Origin of the sequence: Rhodococcus sp. BP-349 (assembly GCF_019835845.1) — a bacterium.
Taxonomy (GTDB): Bacteria; Actinomycetota; Actinomycetes; order Mycobacteriales; family Mycobacteriaceae; genus Rhodococcoides.
In genome coordinates, this window is record NZ_JABUDR010000002.1 from 919967 (window position 1) to 935048 (window position 15082).

Annotated in this window: 14 protein-coding genes; 8 read left to right on the plus strand and 6 right to left on the minus strand. The window is 67.9% G+C overall.

All coding sequences use genetic code 11. From position 1 onward, the window contains the following. Positions 1–19: 19 nt before the first annotated feature. The 4 genes from HQ325_RS14650 to HQ325_RS14665 form a co-directional block, all read right to left on the minus strand. Positions 20–1282, minus strand: coding sequence for a glucarate dehydratase family protein (locus tag HQ325_RS14650; protein ID WP_222630527.1), 1263 nt, complete (start codon positions 1280–1282; stop codon positions 20–22). Continuing rightward, positions 1279–2232: a 5-dehydro-4-deoxyglucarate dehydratase gene (locus HQ325_RS14655; RefSeq protein WP_222630529.1), complete on the minus strand. Its 954-nt coding sequence runs from the start codon at positions 2230–2232 to the stop codon at positions 1279–1281. Before HQ325_RS14655 ends, HQ325_RS14650 begins: the two co-directional genes overlap by 4 nt. Positions 2233–2315: 83 nt before the next feature. Continuing rightward, a complete protein-coding gene (locus HQ325_RS14660) occupies positions 2316–3914 on the minus strand; it encodes an aldehyde dehydrogenase (NADP(+)) (RefSeq protein ID WP_222630531.1) in 1599 nt (532 codons plus the stop codon). Positions 3915–4096: 182 nt separating this feature from the next. After that, the gene (locus tag HQ325_RS14665) at positions 4097–4906 is read right to left on the minus strand and encodes a TspO/MBR family protein (protein WP_222630533.1); all 810 of its coding nucleotides are present in this window, start codon (positions 4904–4906) and stop codon (positions 4097–4099) included. A 450-nt stretch (positions 4907–5356) separates the two neighbouring features. On the opposite strand from HQ325_RS14665, the gene HQ325_RS14670 reads away from it, so the two are divergent. The 7 genes from HQ325_RS14670 to HQ325_RS14700 all read left to right on the plus strand — a co-directional run bounded on the left by HQ325_RS14670 (position 5357) and on the right by HQ325_RS14700 (position 10916). Then, positions 5357–5926: an alternate-type signal peptide domain-containing protein gene (locus tag HQ325_RS14670; protein ID WP_222630535.1), complete on the plus strand. Its 570-nt coding sequence runs from the start codon at positions 5357–5359 to the stop codon at positions 5924–5926. A 578-nt stretch (positions 5927–6504) separates the two neighbouring features. Next, positions 6505–7080 (plus strand): signal peptidase I, encoded by a 576-nt coding sequence (locus tag HQ325_RS14675; RefSeq protein ID WP_308014422.1) that lies wholly within the window; start codon positions 6505–6507, stop codon positions 7078–7080. Next, positions 7077–7658, plus strand: coding sequence for a SipW-dependent-type signal peptide-containing protein (locus HQ325_RS14680; RefSeq protein ID WP_222630537.1), 582 nt, complete (start codon positions 7077–7079; stop codon positions 7656–7658). Before HQ325_RS14675 ends, HQ325_RS14680 begins: the two co-directional genes overlap by 4 nt. Continuing rightward, positions 7655–9202, plus strand: coding sequence for a S24/S26 family peptidase (locus HQ325_RS14685; RefSeq protein WP_222630539.1), 1548 nt, complete (start codon positions 7655–7657; stop codon positions 9200–9202). Before HQ325_RS14680 ends, HQ325_RS14685 begins: the two co-directional genes overlap by 4 nt. Before the next feature lie 79 nt (positions 9203–9281). Then, entirely contained in the window at positions 9282–9788 is a 507-nt protein-coding gene (locus HQ325_RS14690) for a DUF664 domain-containing protein (protein WP_222630541.1), read from the plus strand. Between the two features lie 62 nt (positions 9789–9850). Further along, complete coding sequence (locus HQ325_RS14695; protein ID WP_222630542.1) at positions 9851–10402, plus strand: hypothetical protein; 552 nt, start codon at positions 9851–9853, stop codon at positions 10400–10402. Between the two features lie 46 nt (positions 10403–10448). Further along, positions 10449–10916, plus strand: a complete 468-nt coding sequence (locus HQ325_RS14700; protein WP_222630543.1) for a phosphoribosyltransferase — start codon at positions 10449–10451, stop codon at positions 10914–10916. A gap of 10 nt (positions 10917–10926) precedes the next feature. On the opposite strand, the gene HQ325_RS14705 is transcribed toward HQ325_RS14700, so the two are convergent. Both HQ325_RS14705 and HQ325_RS14710 read right to left on the minus strand, forming a co-directional pair. After that, complete coding sequence (locus HQ325_RS14705; protein ID WP_222631103.1) at positions 10927–12237, minus strand: MCE family protein; 1311 nt, start codon at positions 12235–12237, stop codon at positions 10927–10929. A 66-nt stretch (positions 12238–12303) separates the two neighbouring features. Beyond that, on the minus strand, positions 12304–13332 hold the full coding sequence (locus HQ325_RS14710) for an NADPH:quinone reductase (RefSeq protein WP_222630544.1): 1029 nt from the start codon (positions 13330–13332) through the stop codon (positions 12304–12306). A 98-nt stretch (positions 13333–13430) separates the two neighbouring features. Between HQ325_RS14710 and HQ325_RS14715 the strand changes: the two genes are divergently transcribed. Next, entirely contained in the window at positions 13431–15074 is a 1644-nt protein-coding gene (locus HQ325_RS14715) for an alkaline phosphatase (RefSeq protein WP_222630545.1), read from the plus strand. The last annotated feature ends 8 nt before the right edge of the window (positions 15075–15082 follow it).

Below are 15082 nucleotides of genomic sequence, written 5' to 3' on the forward strand. Positions count from 1 at the left end.
CGACCGTGTGAACGGCCGGTCACCATCGCGGCGAGGAGTTGACGAAGTCGGGTTCGAGACTCTGTCGGTAGCCGGTGTCGTCACGGTCCCTGATCCCGCAGTCGAGGTACTGCTGGTGCAGTCTCGCCAGCGCGTCCTCGTCGAGTTCGACGCCCAGCCCCGGTCCCGTGGGTACCGCGACGGCGCCGTTCTCGATGCGCAGAACGCCCGGCACCACGACGTCCTCGGTCTTCCACGGCCAGTGGGTGTCGCAGGCGTACGTGAGATTCGGCGTGGCCCCGGCGAGGTGCACCATCGCGGCGAGCGAGATGCCGAGATGGGAGTTCGAGTGCATCGACAGGCCGAGTCCGAAGGTGTCGCAGATGCCGGCGAGCAGCCGGGAGCGCTGCAGTCCGCCCCAGTAGTGGTGATCGGACAGCACGACCCCGACCGAGTCGCGTCGGACCGACGGCTCGAGCTGATCGAACGCCACGACACACATGTTGGTCGCCAGGGGCATGGCGGCCTTGCGAGCCACCTCCGACATTCCGTCCAGGCCCGGTGTGGGGTCCTCGAGATACTCGACGACACCGGTCAGGGCCGACACGACCTCGAGGGACGTGTCGACGCTCCACGCCGCGTTGGGATCCAGTCGCAGCGGGAGATCGGGAAAAGCCTCGCGCAGCGCGTGCATCGCGGCGATCTCCTGCTCGGGTGGGAACACCCCGCCCTTGAGCTTGATCGCGCCGAAGCCGTACCGGTCGATCATCCGTCGGGCCTGCGCGACGATGCCCTCGGGATCGAGCGCGGCACCCCACTCGTCGTCCGCGGAGCCGGGGTGCCCGGCCCACTTGTAGAAGAGATAGGCACTGAACGGTACGGCCGTGCGGACCAGGCCACCGAGCAGATCGGAGACGGGCCGCCCGAGGATCTTGCCCTGGATGTCGAGGCACGCCACCTCGAACGGCGAGTACACCCGATCGGTGGTGCTGGCCGTCGTGATCATGCCGGCCACCCCGTCACCACCCGTCACCGTCAGGCCGCCCAGGCACGCGTCCACGACGGCGCGCAGCGCGTGGAGTGCGAAGACGTCCACCCCGACCATGGCCTCGGCAGCAGCGTTCAGGCGAACGAGATGCGCGGTGTCGGCGTAGGTCTCGCCCAGACCCACGGCGCCGTCGTCGGTCCGGATCTGCACGATCGCGCGCAGAGCGAACGGTTGATGGACTCCGACGGTGTTGAGCAGCGGCGGGTCGGCGAAGGCGACGGGGGTGACGGTGACGGAGGTGATGCGGGCGCTCACGAGTGCACGGCCTCCTTGGTGACCGAGTCGGCTGCGAGGGAGTCTGCGAGTACGGCGCGGCCGGCCGCGATGATCGCGGTGAGGGCCTCCACGTCCGCGGGGGCGGCGTCGATCAGCGGTGCCCGAACGGGGCCGGCGGCAACACCTTCGAGGGTGACGCCCGCCTTGATCAGGGAGACGGCGTAGCCGGGTACCGAGTCGCGCAGGCGCACGAGCGGGTGGAAGAACTCGCGCAGCAGGGCGTCGGTGAGCGTGACGTCGTCGTTCTCGAGCGAGGTGTAGAACGCCAGGGCCAGCTCCGGGGCGAAGGCGAAGGTGGCCGACGAGTAGAGCGTGACCCCGATGGCGCGGTAGGCCTGCTGCGAGACCTCGGCCGTGGGCAGTCCGTTGAAGAACTGGAACGCCTTGCCGGTGGGCGCCAGGGAGTCCTCGACCGCGCGCACGATACGCGAGACGCGATCCAGATCGCCTGTGCCGTCCTTGAATCCGACGACGGTGGGGAAGTGGGCGACCTCGACGGCGGACGCCTCGTCGTAGCGCGCGTTGCCGCGGTTGTAGACGATCACCGGCAGGTCGGTGACGGAGGTGACCTCGCGGGTGTACTCGACCAGGCCGGCCTGCGGCATGGTCACCAGGTAGGGCGGGAGCAGCAGGATGCCGTCGGCACCTTTGTCACGAGCGGCCCGGGCGAAGATCTTCGCCTGGGCCACCGAGCCACCCGCGCCGGCGTAGACCGGGACGCGGCCGGCGACGGTACGCACCGCGGTGGCGACGATCTCGCCGAACTCGACGGCCTCGAGGGCGTGGAACTCACCGGTGCCGCAGGCGATGAAGACCCCGCCGGGGCCCGCGTCGACACCCTTCGCGATGTGCTCGGCGAGAAGTGCGTGGTCCACCTCGCCGGAGTCGGTGAAGGGGGTGACAGGGAAGAAGAGGACGCCGTCGAGCATGAGATCTCCTGGTGTACGAGAAGTTGGGGTGGTGCGGGAAGGCCGGAGGCCGGCCGGTGTGGTGCGGGAAGGGAAAAGTGGGGTCAGTCGCGGGAGAGTTGGCCGTCGACACGCCGCCAGATGCCGTCGGGGTTGCCGTCGGCGATGGCGCTGGGGAGCAACGCGGCGGGAACGTCCTGGTACGCGACAGGGCGCAGGAACCGCTCGATGGCGAGTGAGCCGACCGATGTCGAGCGTGAGTCGGACGTCGCCGGGTAGGGGCCGCCGTGGACCATCGCGTGGCCCACCTCGACGCCCGTGGGCCACCCGTCGAAGAGGATGCGTCCGGCCTTCAGCTCGAGGATGCGGAGCAGGCGTCCGGCGTCGGCGTGATCGGCGGCGTCGGCGTGGATCGTCGCGGTGAGCTGACCTTCGAGAGCGCGGGCCACGGCGGCGACCTGCTCGGCCGAGGTGCAGCGGACAACGAGCGCGGATGCGCCGAACACCTCGGCCTGCAACACGTCTCGGTCGAGGAACGTCGCGGCGTCGGTGCTGAAAAGTGCCGCGCGGCCGGCGTTGGGTGCGTCGGTGACGGTGCCGCGTGCGACCTCGTCTGCGGCGGTGCTCAGCGCGTCGACACCCTTGCCGTAACTGTCGGCGATGTTCGGCGTCAGCATGGTGGTCGGGGTGCTGGACGCGACGGCGTCCGCAGCGGCCGCGACGAAGGCGTCGAGTGCCGGTCCGTCCTGCGCGATGACGAGGCCGGGATTGGTGCAGAACTGTCCGGAGCCGAGCGTCAGGGAGGCGACGAAGGCGCGGCCCAGATCTGCGGCCCGCGTCTCGAGGGCGTGCGGGAACAGGAATACCGGGTTGATGGAGCTCATCTCGGCGTACACGGGGATCGGTTCCGGTCGACCGGCTGCGGCGCGCACCAGAGCGGTTCCGCCGGAACGGGATCCGGTGAAGCCGACGGCCTTGACGCGCGGGTCGGTGACCAGGGCGGTGCCGATGGTGCGGCCGTCGCCGTAGACGAGCGAGAACACTCCTGCCGGCATTCCGGTCGACGCGGCGGCCTCGGTGATCGCGCGGCCGACGTATTCGGACGTACCCGGGTGGGCGTCGTGGGCCTTGACGATGACGGGGCATCCGGCGGCGAGTGCCGATGCGGTGTCGCCGCCGCCGACGGAGAAGGCGAGCGGGAAGTTGCTCGCGCCGAACACGACCACCGGTCCGAGTGAGACCTTGCGCTGGCGGATGTCGGCGCGGGGAAGGGGTGCGCGATCCGGCTGTGCGGGGTCGATGCGGGCACCGTTCCAGCTGCCCTCGCGGAGCACCGAGGCGAACAGGCGGAGCTGTCCGCTGGTGCGGCCGACCTCACCGGTGATCCGACCGACGGGCAGGCCGGACTCGGCCACCGCGCGCTCGATGAGCGTCTCGCCCAGCGCCTCGATGTTCTCGGCGATGGCGTCGAGGAAGTCGGCGCGCGCCTCGGACGTGGTGGAGCGGTAGGCGTCGAAGGCCTCGTCCGCCGCCGCGCAGGCCGCCTCGACGTCGGCCATCGTGCCGTGCCGGTAGGCGGGCTCGAGATCCGCGCCGGTGGACGGATCGATGCCGTGGACGGTCGTGCCGGTGCCGGGGACGGTGTACCCGGCGATGATCAGCTCCCCGGTCAGAGGAGCAGTCGTCGTCACCGTTGCAGTCATCAGTGCATCAGCCCTTCTCGCAGTGCGTGGTTGTACAGACGACGCTAGGGCGCCGTGTCATACAAGTCCAAGTCAAAAATGCACTGCAGCGATGCACTGTCGGCATCGACGGGGGTGACGCCCTTGTTCCCGCGGGCGTTGTGTGTCCGTGGTGGTTGCAGCGGCCGCGAGAACACGGAACGTCAGCGGGACGCCACCTCGCGTCGGATCCGCAGTGCGAGCGTGCCGAGCAGAACGACTGCCGACGCCACTGCGGCGGTCCACCCGACGGTGGTGTTCAGGACCTCGCCGGACAGGCGCCCCTGCGCGACCCACCCGAGCCCCCACGCGAGCGACAGTGCGGGCGCGATCCGTCCGGCGGAGACGGTGGCCAGGAACAGTCCGACGAGCGCCGCGACGACGAGAACGAGAACGGCCCACAGGGTGGCCGCCGACTCGACGCCGGTCGACGCGAGCCATGCGCTGACGTTCGCGACCGTCGCGATCGCCACCCACCCGAGGTAGAGGCCCATCGTCCCGTCGGTGATCAGCGTGTCGACGGCGGTGGTCCGGGGGGCCGCGATCAGCCGCGCGAACACGAATGCCAGGCTCGCGAGCAGCGCGACGATCACGACGACGCTCAGCAGTACCTGCCCGAACTGCACCACGGTGATCCACGCGGCATTGAGCAGCATGGTCACGGCGATGGGTACGCGGAGTGCTCGCTGCCGCTCGGACCTGCGCTGGGCGGGCAGTGCCTGCCACACCGCGTAGGCGATCAGTCCGAGGTAGATGACCGACCAGATGGAGAACGCGGGTCCTGCCGGCGCGACCAGGGTGGCGGTCGCGCTGAGGGCGCCGTCCGCCGCTTCGGCGATGGGTGTGCCGACCACGGCGCCGGAGCCCAGAAATCCTCCGACCACGGCGATGATCGCGCTGACGACGACCAGAATCACCGGGCCCGATGGTGCGGGCTCGGTGCGCTGCCGAGGTGTGGCCGTGTCATGGGTCATGAGAGTCCTTCGCGTACTCGGGTGGGGCCTCTCGGGTGCCCGATCGACAGTTTTTTGAAACAAAACCAAAGTATGTTTAACGACTTGATTGGGGCGTCGGAAGAGGTGTCGACGATGAAAACCATTCTAGTGCGACGGTCACGCCAATCCTTTCGAATCGGTCGAAGCGGGCGTAAGTGCAGGTGGAAGCCATTTCGGTCATGCTTGCAGGGCTAGTAGTGAGCCGGGCGAAATACCTGTTCAGCAGAGCGCTCGACCGCGGAGGCGCCGCCGAATCGAGTCTTGGCCAGGGAACCTGTAACGGCGAATGAGGGAATGGCGAATAATTGGCAGAGCGCGCGCATCGCATCCGCGACTGCCGTTCCACGCCTGCCCGAACACCTCGGTCGTGGGCATCATCCCGACAGCGGGCATCGCCGAGGGCACTTTCGAGATCGACGGAGCAGTCACATGAACAAGGCAACCAAGGGCGCGATGGCTGCAGGCGCTGCAGCCCTTCTTCTCCTGGGCGGAGCGGGAAGCTACGCGCTGTGGAGTGACACCGAGACAGTCGTCGGTGGCGACATCAACACGGGCACGCTCGATATCACCGCGTCGCCGGGAACGTGGACGAATGTGTCGTCGGGTGCGAGCATTCCCAACATCAACGCTTTCCGCATGGTCCCCGGAGATACCGTGAGGTACACGACCAACGTGCTCGTCACTGCGATCGGCAATAATCTTGCCGCCAACGTGACGGTGGGAACAGTCGGCGGGCCCACGTTGGTCGAGGGCCCCGACAACCTGGGGGCCACCGACATCGGAGTGTGGACAGCTCCACCCGCCAGTGTCTTCGGAGTCACCACCTCGGCGGCCTTCACTGCGGGCGGACCCGCGGTCACCCGGATCACCAGTGCAGACAATGGAAAGAACCTGATCGTCAACGCAGACATCACCTTCAATGCGAATGCGCAGGTCGGTGTCAATACCAAGGCAAGCTTCGCGAACTTCAACGTCGTCGTCGACCAGGTCCGGCCCTGAGTCGAGTAGCTGCTCGAAGTCATGAGGTCAAAGGTGGTCCTGGGCGCCGCAGCAGCCGTCGCTGCCGCGGCGCTCGTGGGCGGTTCTGTCCAGGCAACGGGCGCGCTGTGGCGAGATCGCGAGCAACTTCCCGACCTCGTCGTCAACACGGGATTTCTGGATCTGACACCCGGAACCCGCGCCGGCACCGGGTACACCTTCGATGCGCTGAAGGGGCCGAACGTGGTCACGAATCAGGCTGTCAGTGCTGCCCTGGTAATCCGGAACAGCGGTAGTGCCCCACTTCGATTTCACTTGAGCACCGCAGGGCCGCAGGTGTCCACGGTAGGGGCGACCGTCAGGGTCAAGTTGTCGGCGGTAGTCGTTCCTGTCGGAGCGGGGTGCGAAGGGCCCACCCAGGCGACACCGTTCACCGCGTTCGAGTCACCCTCTCCCTCGACGGACGCTGTTTCGCCGAGCTGGCGTTCGCTCGCAGTGGGCGCGACTGAGACATGGTGCGTGACGACGGTTTTGATGAGTGTCTCCGGTACCCAACCGGCCACGTACACACACCGCTTCTCGTTCGGAGCTGAGTCGACGTGACGCATCACCAGGTCTCCGCTGCCAGTGCGACCCCCGTCGATGAACAGCGGACCGGCCCGATGTGGTGGATCAGGACCGTCCTGTCATGGACAGCTCTGCTGGCCGCGTCCGCGGTTCTCGTGATCGCAGTACTCATCCCGAAAATTGCGGGCGCCCAGCCCTACACGATTCTGACGCCGTCCATGTCTCCGACCTATCCGCCGGGAACGCTCGTCGTGGTGAAACCGACCGATCTGATCGGCCCCGGAACGGTCGTCACCTACCAGGTGCAGTCCGGATTGCCCGAGGTGGTGACCCATCGAGTGATGTCGACTGCCTTCGACGATCGCGGCGAAAGGCGCTTCGTCACGCAGGGTGATGCGAACGACTCACCCGACCGCGCATTGGTGCGGCCGGAGCAGATTCGCGGCTCGGTCTGGTACAGCGTGCCGTATCTCGGGTACGTGAACAATTGGCTCACCGGGTCCACACGGACGGCTGTCGTAGGCATCGCTGCCGGCCTGCTGTTCGGTTATGCAGCGTGGCAATTCGTGTCGGCAGCACGTGACAGGTCTCGGCGGTCGTCGTCATGACGTGGGTTGTTCGAACACTCCGCAGTGCGAGATTCCGCGCGCTCCTGTCGCTCGGCATGGTGCTCGGACTCGGCGCAGTCGGAACGATGGCCGCGTGGTCGACGTCGGCCACGACCACGTCTGGCGAGTTCACCACCGGCACGATCGACATTCGGCTCAACGGCGATCAGGGTGCGACCACGCAGACCGCGTACACGCTGTTCGCAGCCGGGACGACCATTCCTCCGGGTGGCAGTGTGGCCGTTCTCCTTCCGGTGCAGAACAGGGGCACCGCCACGTTCGACTACACCGCGAAGGCGATCGGAGACGACGCGTTGGGACGAGCGCTGCAGTTGACCGCGCGCTACTCCGGTGCCACCGTGGTGAATAACGCGTGCAGTGGTGGCACCGCGATTCCGACAGCCGCAGTATCACTCGCCTCCGAACGGTCGATCGGTGGGGTAAGGCGACTTGCCGCAACGACGGGCACCGAAGTCATCTGCCTGCAGTTCACCTTGCCGCTGACGACCACCGGTGTTGCCACCGGTCAGTCCGGCAGTGTTCTGTTCACGTTCACCGCCACATCGGACCTGGCATGAGTGACCCTCGAAGCAGAACGGCGGACGCAGCGCTGACCGTGGGTGCGGTTCTCGGTCTTCTCTGCATCGTCGCGTCGGTCGCAGCGGTGGTGTTCGGCATCACACCACTCGTCTTCCGTTCGGGCTCCATGGCGCCCGCCATCCCGACCGGGTCGCTGGCAGTAGGCAGAGATGTTCCGGCGCAGGAACTCCGGTCCGGTGACGTCGTCAGCGTCGAGCGGCCGGACGGTTCCCGCATCACGCACCGCGTCGAGGCGGTCGACTCGGTGGTGGGCAATTCGGCGACCCTCCAGCTGAAGGGTGATGCCAACGATTCCGTGGATGCGGAGCCGTACACCGTCACCTCGGCCGTGAGGGTTCTCGGGCACGTCCCGTACCTGGGGTACTTCGTCGCGTGGCTCAGTACACCCTTCGCGTGGGCCTCGGGGGCGCTTCTGTCTGCGGCTCTGATCCGAGTGGCCTTCGTGCCGCGCGCCAAGACCCCCGAACAGGGACCCCGGCACGCCCGCCACTCGACATCGAGCCGGTCCGCGGTCACATCGATCGCAGTCGTCACAGTTGTCGCGTCCGCCGTGGGTGTCGGCGCCTCCCGCGCGGACCTGACCGAGGCGGCGATCACGGACACCGCGTATGGCAGGGCATCGCTCACGGCGGGTGCACTCCCGGGGCCGACCAGCTTCACGTGCACCACGAGGTCCACCGGGGTGTTGACGTCCACAGTCGACTTGTCGTTTCCGAACGTCAACCCTCTCTACACCTATGTACTCACTTTCAGTGGAGGACTGCTCGGTGGCAGTCCCACGCCGATCATCGTGAACCCGACGACGACGACCCCGATCATTCGCACGCCCGCTTCGAACTTGATCACACTCGGAACGACGACCGTGACGTTGGTCGCTCGGTTGAACGGGTTCGTCAGTTCACCGGCGCTCACTCGGCAGTACACGTCGTTGACAGGGTTGAGCGCCTCGTGTTCCCCGGCGGGTACGACGACGTCTTCTGTGGGCGCTCGTTCGGCCCGCGTGGCCGCACCGACCGAGGACGAGACCACCACTCTCGACCCGACAACGCAGGTAACGGTGGAAGGTTCGGCCGACAGTTCGGCCTCGACGACCACGTCGTCGACGACGGTCGGCACCGAGGCGCCCGTGACGACGACTCCGACGTCGACGACCAGCCCGCAGTCGACCACCACACCTCCTGTGACGACGACGGCAGCCCCGCCCCCGCCGACGAGCACCACCCCACCGCCCCCACCGGCGAGCGCGTTCGTCGCCGACGGCGGTTCGGCGACCAGCGGCACGACAACAGCCTCGGTCTCGGGGAACACCCTCGCGCTGACCGGACCGGACGGTGCGCCCCTGTACTCCCGCACCCTCACACCGAGTGCGCGGTACGGCTCGGGCGTCGTCTTCTCGACAACGGGCGACCTGTACGTCCTGGCAGATTCCGGGGTGTCGCGCATCGTCGTGGCGAACGGTGTCGCCACCGAGAGTGCCGCGTCGACGGCCGAACTCCCGGCCGACATCGGCGCCCTGCTCTGACCTCTCGCGAGAGAGGTCCGGCGTTTCCGTGTCCGGGGGCGCGGGCACACTGAGGCCACCGACACGAAGGAGATCACCGGTGGACCACAGAGGCGTGCTCATCGACGCGTACGACCGCATCAAGGAGACCGTGCACACGACGCTCGACGGCCTGGATCGGGAGGCATTGACCTACCGCGTCGATCCGGAGGCCAACACCATCGCCTGGCTGGTGTGGCATCTCGCGCGGGTCCAGGACGATCACGTCGCGGGTGTGGCGGGTAGCGAGCAGGTCTACACCGCAGACGGATGGAACGCCCGCTTCGCTCTGCCGTTCGACGACGACGCCATCGGGTACGGGCAGTCGACGGAGGACGTGGCCAAGGTCGACGTCGAGGCGGAGCTCCTCGCCGGGTACGTCGATGCCGTTCATGCACGCACCGTCGAGTACCTCGACACCCTCACGGCAGAAGACCTCGACCGGGTGATCGACGAGAACTGGGATCCGCCGGTCACGCTGGCCGTCCGCCTCATCAGTGTCGTGTCCGACGATCTGCAGCACATCGGCCAGGCGGCATTCATCCGTGGAGTCGTCGAGCGGCGGTGAGAGAGCCCCGTGTCGGACGGCCGTGACATCGTGACGGCACTCAGCACGAGAGGACCCGAACGATGACCACCACCACCTGGCCGCTGCGTTGGCCGGCGTCCGCACGCGATGTCGCCGACGGCATCGTCCGACTCTCCGCGGCGCTGCGAGAGTCCGATGCCGACGCGGTCAACGATGCTGTGTCGGAACTGGCCTCGCAGAACGGTGTTCGCGTCGAGGACGTCTACGCCGCGATCCTGCGGATGCTCCTCGAGGCTGCTCATCCCGACGGCCTCGACGGTGACGACGTGGGTGCCGTCGTCCGCGATGCGGCCACGAAGGACACCGGTTCGGATCCGTCCGACGTCGTGGCCGTGGTGCTCGGTACCCTGGGTGTCCATCCGGAACCGGAGCGTCGGACGAGCGGGTCGAGCGCGGAGGACGAGAGTCAGGACCCCGACGACCGTCGAGACGACGGCCAGGTTGTCGTGGCGAGAATGGCCGCGGCGCCTGCGATCCGTGCGTCGGCGGCGGTCACGGACGTGCTCCTCGCCCGCATCGGATCACCGATCGAGGCCGTGGTGACCATGGTCGTCGACGACATCGCCGCCGCGGAGACCATCGAGTGGCCGTGATCGCTCGTCCGATCCGGTGGCACCTGCACGGGTAACGTGAGTCCCCATGCGCGAGACACTGACGTGGGACCTGTTCGGCACGGCGTCGCGTGAGCTCACACGCACCGTCGTGGACAGTGGCTTCCGGCCGGACATCGTCATCGCGATCGCACGCGGCGGGCTCATCCCGGCCGGGGCTCTGGCCTACGCGATGGGTGTGAAGGCAGCCGGCACGCTCAACGTCGAGTTCTACACCGACGTCGAGGAGACGCTGCCGGATCCGGTGGTGCTCGCGCCATTGCTCGACACCGATGCACTCGTGGGGAAGAAGCTGCTCGTCGTGGACGACGTTGCCGACTCCGGGCGCACTCTCGCGCTGGTCGTGGGCTTGCTGAAAGAGCATGCAGCAGAAGTGAAGTCCGCCGTCGTCTACACCAAGCCCCGCACCATCATCACGCCGGACTTCTCGTGGAGGGAGACCGATCTGTGGATCGAGTTCCCGTGGTCCTCGGAGCCGGTCATCAAACAGAATTGACCGGCTGCCGTCAGCGGATCGCCACCTCGGCGCCTCGGAGTGCGGGTGCACCGATCAGCGTCGTCCAGGACGGGACCGCGGTGGGCTCGACGCCGCTGCCCTGTCCGTAGATGACGGCCAGCGTGTCCCGCTCGGCGTCCGATCCGGCGTACGACGCGTCGGCCGGAACGGGTGACTGCTGCGGGAGCGATGCGTACTCGATGTCCCGGGGGCCGGGGTTGCGTGACGGCACCTGATAGGACCCGTCGTTGAGTCCACTGCCCGGGTACTGCGGAAAGAACCGTCCGGGTGCGGTGACGTCCTGGTAGCAGGCAGCCGGCCTGTCGTCGAAGAGGCGCGGTTCGTCCTGGTTGGGGAGGTAGCCGCCGCGGGGGTTGACGAAGTTGATCGTGGCGCGGGCGCCGGGATACGGATCACCCACTCCCAGAATGCGTCTCGCCTCCCCGATCAGGCCCGCGAACTTGGGCAGCATGCAGCCGAACGTGGGGGAGAACTCGGCGAGCAACTCCAACGTCTCTCTACTGCCGTCGGCGATGGTGATGATCGACTCGGCGTTCGACGCGAGCAGGTCCGCGGTGCTGCCGGACGACGCGGTCGCCGACGTCAGAAGCGTGTCGACGGCAGGACGTCGCTCGACGAGCGTGTTGCCCGTGACGCTGAGGTTGTCGAGCGCGTCGAGCAGATCGGGAGCCGCGGTGGAGTAGGTCTCCGTCAGGGCGGCGAAGTCGACGAGATCCTGCTGCAGCGCGGGCAGTTCACGGCTGAGGCCGGTGACGATCTCGTCGAGTCGGTCGAGGGTGCGACCCAGTGCCTCGCCCCGCCCGTCGAGGGCCTGTGACAGCGCGCCCAGAGTGGTGGCCAACTTGTCCGGGGGAATGGCATCGAGCAAGGGCAGCAGGCTGTCCAGTAATTGGCCGACCTCGATGGCGTTGCCGCTCGTGTCCTGCTCGATGACGTCGCCTTCCGCGATGGGAGTGCCCGTCCCTCCCCGCGGAATCTGGAGTGCGACGTAGCGCTCGCCGAACAGCGTCTTGGGCAACAGGCGCGCCGTCACGGACGCCGGAATCATCGGCGCCGAGTCCTCCTCGAGCGCGATGCGGGAGATCACGACACCGTTCTCCGTGGTCGACGATCGCACCTGGCCGACGATGACTCCCCGCACCTTGACGTCGGCATCGGGTGGCAGCGCGTTTCCCACCGAATCGGTGCGCAGTTCCACCGTCACCACGGACTCGAACGTCCGGGCGTACACCGCGGTGGTGAAGCCGACGAAGGCCACCACGGCCAGAAAGAACGCGAGACCGGCCAGGCGGCGCACCATCATCCGGGAATGGTGACCGCGATCACACCATTTGTCAATGGCCTCTCGACCGTTGACACGAAAGGATCACGGGGCGCTGATGTCGATGAGTACCTTTCCGGTCACGCCGGACTCGACGGCGGCATGAGCATCGGCCGTGGCGTCGAGAGAGAAGCGGTGCAGCGGCAGCCCGTGCGACTCACCGACCGGAAGTGCACCGGCCCGAACAGCTTCGGTCACATCGTGCTTGGCGGCTTCGAGGGCGGCGGTTCCCACGGTGTAGAGCAGCACGAACTGGTAGCGGATATTGCCGACCATGCTCGGGCGGATGTCGATCGAGACCGCGTCGCCGCCGTTGTTCGCGTAGATCGCCACCGACGCGCGAGGTGCGGCCACGGCGGCATCGAGCTCCGCGTTCTGGGCGGGCGCCACTTCAACGATGATGTCCACGCCATTCGGAGCCAGTTCGCGGATGCGGGCGACAGCGTCGCCGGACTTGTAGTTGACGATGTGGTGCGCACGGGCGGCGGTGGCCAGACCTGCCTTCTCCGGGCCGCTGACCGTCGTGATGACGGTGGCGCCTGCCCAACGGGCCAGCTGGATCGCGGCGTGGCCGACCGCACCTGCACCACCTGCGACCAGGACGGTCTTGCCGTCCAGTGCGCCCGGATGGAGACGAGACGGTCCGTCCTCGGACACTGTGAGCGCGCGATGCGCGGTCACCGCCGGGACGCCGAGAGAGGCGCCGAGGTCGAAGTCGGCGTTCTCGGGTAGCCGGACCACGCGATCCGCAGGGACGACGGTGAACTCCTGGGCGGTTCCGGTGGGGCGCTCGTGCTGGGCGAGCAACAGCCACACCCGGTCACCGGTGGCGATGCCCTCGACCTCCGGGCCCACCGCGTCGACGACCCCGGCCCCGTCCTGGCCCGGTACCACCTCGTCGAACGCAGGCTTCTGTCCCGGACCCGCTCCCGTCCGCGACTTCCAGTCGGTGGGATTGACCCCGGCGACGACGAGGCGCACCCGCACCTCGCCGACGCCGGGCTCGGCGATGTCGCGGTCGACTGCGGTCAGGACGGAGGGTGCACCGGTCTCGGTGTAGACGATTGCCTTCATGTGTGGGGCAACGATTCGACCGGGGGGTCCTGTTCCTGAGAGGGCGCCGCTCGAACGTTCACTTGACCGATCGGCCCTCATGGCATGGACTCACGTGCGTGCACGAGACTTCTCTGAACCGCCGCGGCTTCCTCCGGACCACCACCCTCGCCGCAGGGGTGGGCGCCGCGGCGACCCTCACCGCGCGGACCGCGGCGGCGCAGGCGTCGTCCGTCTTCCGACACGGCGTCGCCTCGGGCGATCCGCTCGAGGATGCGATCCTGCTGTGGACCCGCGTCACGCCGACACCCGACGCGACACCGGGGTCCGGCCGTGGACCGGCCACCACCGTCACGTGGGAGCTGGCGCGCGACGCCGCGCTGACCGACGTGGTGCGCTCGGGCAGCGCCGTCACCTCTGCAGACACCGACCACACGGTGAAGGTCGACGTCACCGGTCTGAGCCCGGCGACCACCTATCACTACCGCTTCACGGCGGCGGGCGAGTCGTCGACGGTGGCCACCACCCGTACTGCCCCTGCCGCCGAGGCCGACGTCGCGCGCCTGCGATTCGGCGTCGTGTCGTGCGCCAATTGGGAGTCGGGGTACTTCTCCGCGTATCGCCATCTCGCCGCCCGCCAGGATCTCGATGCGATCATCCATCTGGGCGACTACATCTACGAGTACGAGACCGGCGGCTTCGAGGGCAAGAACGGTGTCGTGCGAGTGCACGATCCAGTGCACGAGATCGTCTCCCTCGCCGACTACCGAATCCGGCACGGCCAGTACAAGTCCGATCCAGATCTCCAGGCCGCTCACCGAGGTGTTCCGTGGATCTGCACGTGGGACGACCACGAGTCGGCCAACGACGCGTACGACACGGGCGCGGAGAATCATCAGCCCGCGACCGAGGGCGACTGGGCGACACGCAAGGCGAATTCTGTTCGGGCGTACTACGAGTGGATGCCGGTTCGCGCCGCGGGTACGGCGAACAATCGCCATCTCTACCGCCGGCTGCGTTTCGGCACCTTGATGGAACTGTCGATGCTCGACCTCCGGACCTACCGCTCGAAGCAGGTGCTCCCGTTCCAGGGCGAGCAGGTCGACTCACCCGACCGCACCATCACCGGCGCCGACCAGATGGCGTGGTTGACCTCGGGTCTGACGTCGTCGCCGACCCGGTGGCGCATCGTCGGCAACCCGGTCATGATCACGCCGACGCTCATCCCGCCCCTCGAGCCGGAGGCGGCGCGCGGCGTCACCGAACTGCTCGGCCTCCCCGCCGCGGGTGTGTCCTACAACGCCGATCCCTGGGACGGCTACACCGCCGACCGACGGCGACTCCTCGACGCCATCCGCACCGCGGGTGTCGACAACACGGTCTTCATCACCGGTGACATCCACTCCTCATGGGCGTGCGACATACCGGTCGACGCCGCCGCTTATCCCGCGGCGGGCACCGTCGCCACCGAACTCGTGGTCACCTCCGTCACCTCGGCCAACATCGACGACTTCTTGAAGGTGCCCGAACACACCGTGGGCCGCGTGGCGGAGGAAGCGTTCAAGGCGTTCAACCACCACGTGAAGTACGTGGACCTGGACACGCACGGGTTCGGCGTCTTCGAGGTGACGCCGGCCGGCGCCCAGATGGACCACTGGTACGTCGTCGCCAAGGAGGATCCCGCATCGGCGGCGTACTTCGGCGCGGGGTTCAGGGTGGCCAGCGGAACGCAGACCGTGGCTCCGGCACCGCCGTTGACCTGACGCGGGAC

Coding starts and splice junctions, on each gene's coding strand:
- HQ325_RS14660 (WP_222630531.1), bottom strand. CDS start 3,914: ATGACTGCAACGGTGACGACGACTGCTCCTCTGACCGGGGAGCTGATC.
- HQ325_RS14705 (WP_222631103.1), bottom strand. CDS start 12,237: ATGGTGCGCCGCCTGGCCGGTCTCGCGTTCTTTCTGGCCGTGGTGGCC.
- HQ325_RS14695 (WP_222630542.1), top strand. CDS start 9,851: ATGACCACCACCACCTGGCCGCTGCGTTGGCCGGCGTCCGCACGCGAT.
- HQ325_RS14670 (WP_222630535.1), top strand. CDS start 5,357: ATGAACAAGGCAACCAAGGGCGCGATGGCTGCAGGCGCTGCAGCCCTT.
- HQ325_RS14685 (WP_222630539.1), top strand. CDS start 7,655: ATGAGTGACCCTCGAAGCAGAACGGCGGACGCAGCGCTGACCGTGGGT.
- HQ325_RS14700 (WP_222630543.1), top strand. CDS start 10,449: ATGCGCGAGACACTGACGTGGGACCTGTTCGGCACGGCGTCGCGTGAG.
- HQ325_RS14665 (WP_222630533.1), bottom strand. CDS start 4,906: ATGACCCATGACACGGCCACACCTCGGCAGCGCACCGAGCCCGCACCA.
- HQ325_RS14710 (WP_222630544.1), bottom strand. CDS start 13,332: ATGAAGGCAATCGTCTACACCGAGACCGGTGCACCCTCCGTCCTGACC.
- HQ325_RS14655 (WP_222630529.1), bottom strand. CDS start 2,232: ATGCTCGACGGCGTCCTCTTCTTCCCTGTCACCCCCTTCACCGACTCC.
- HQ325_RS14680 (WP_222630537.1), top strand. CDS start 7,077: ATGACGTGGGTTGTTCGAACACTCCGCAGTGCGAGATTCCGCGCGCTC.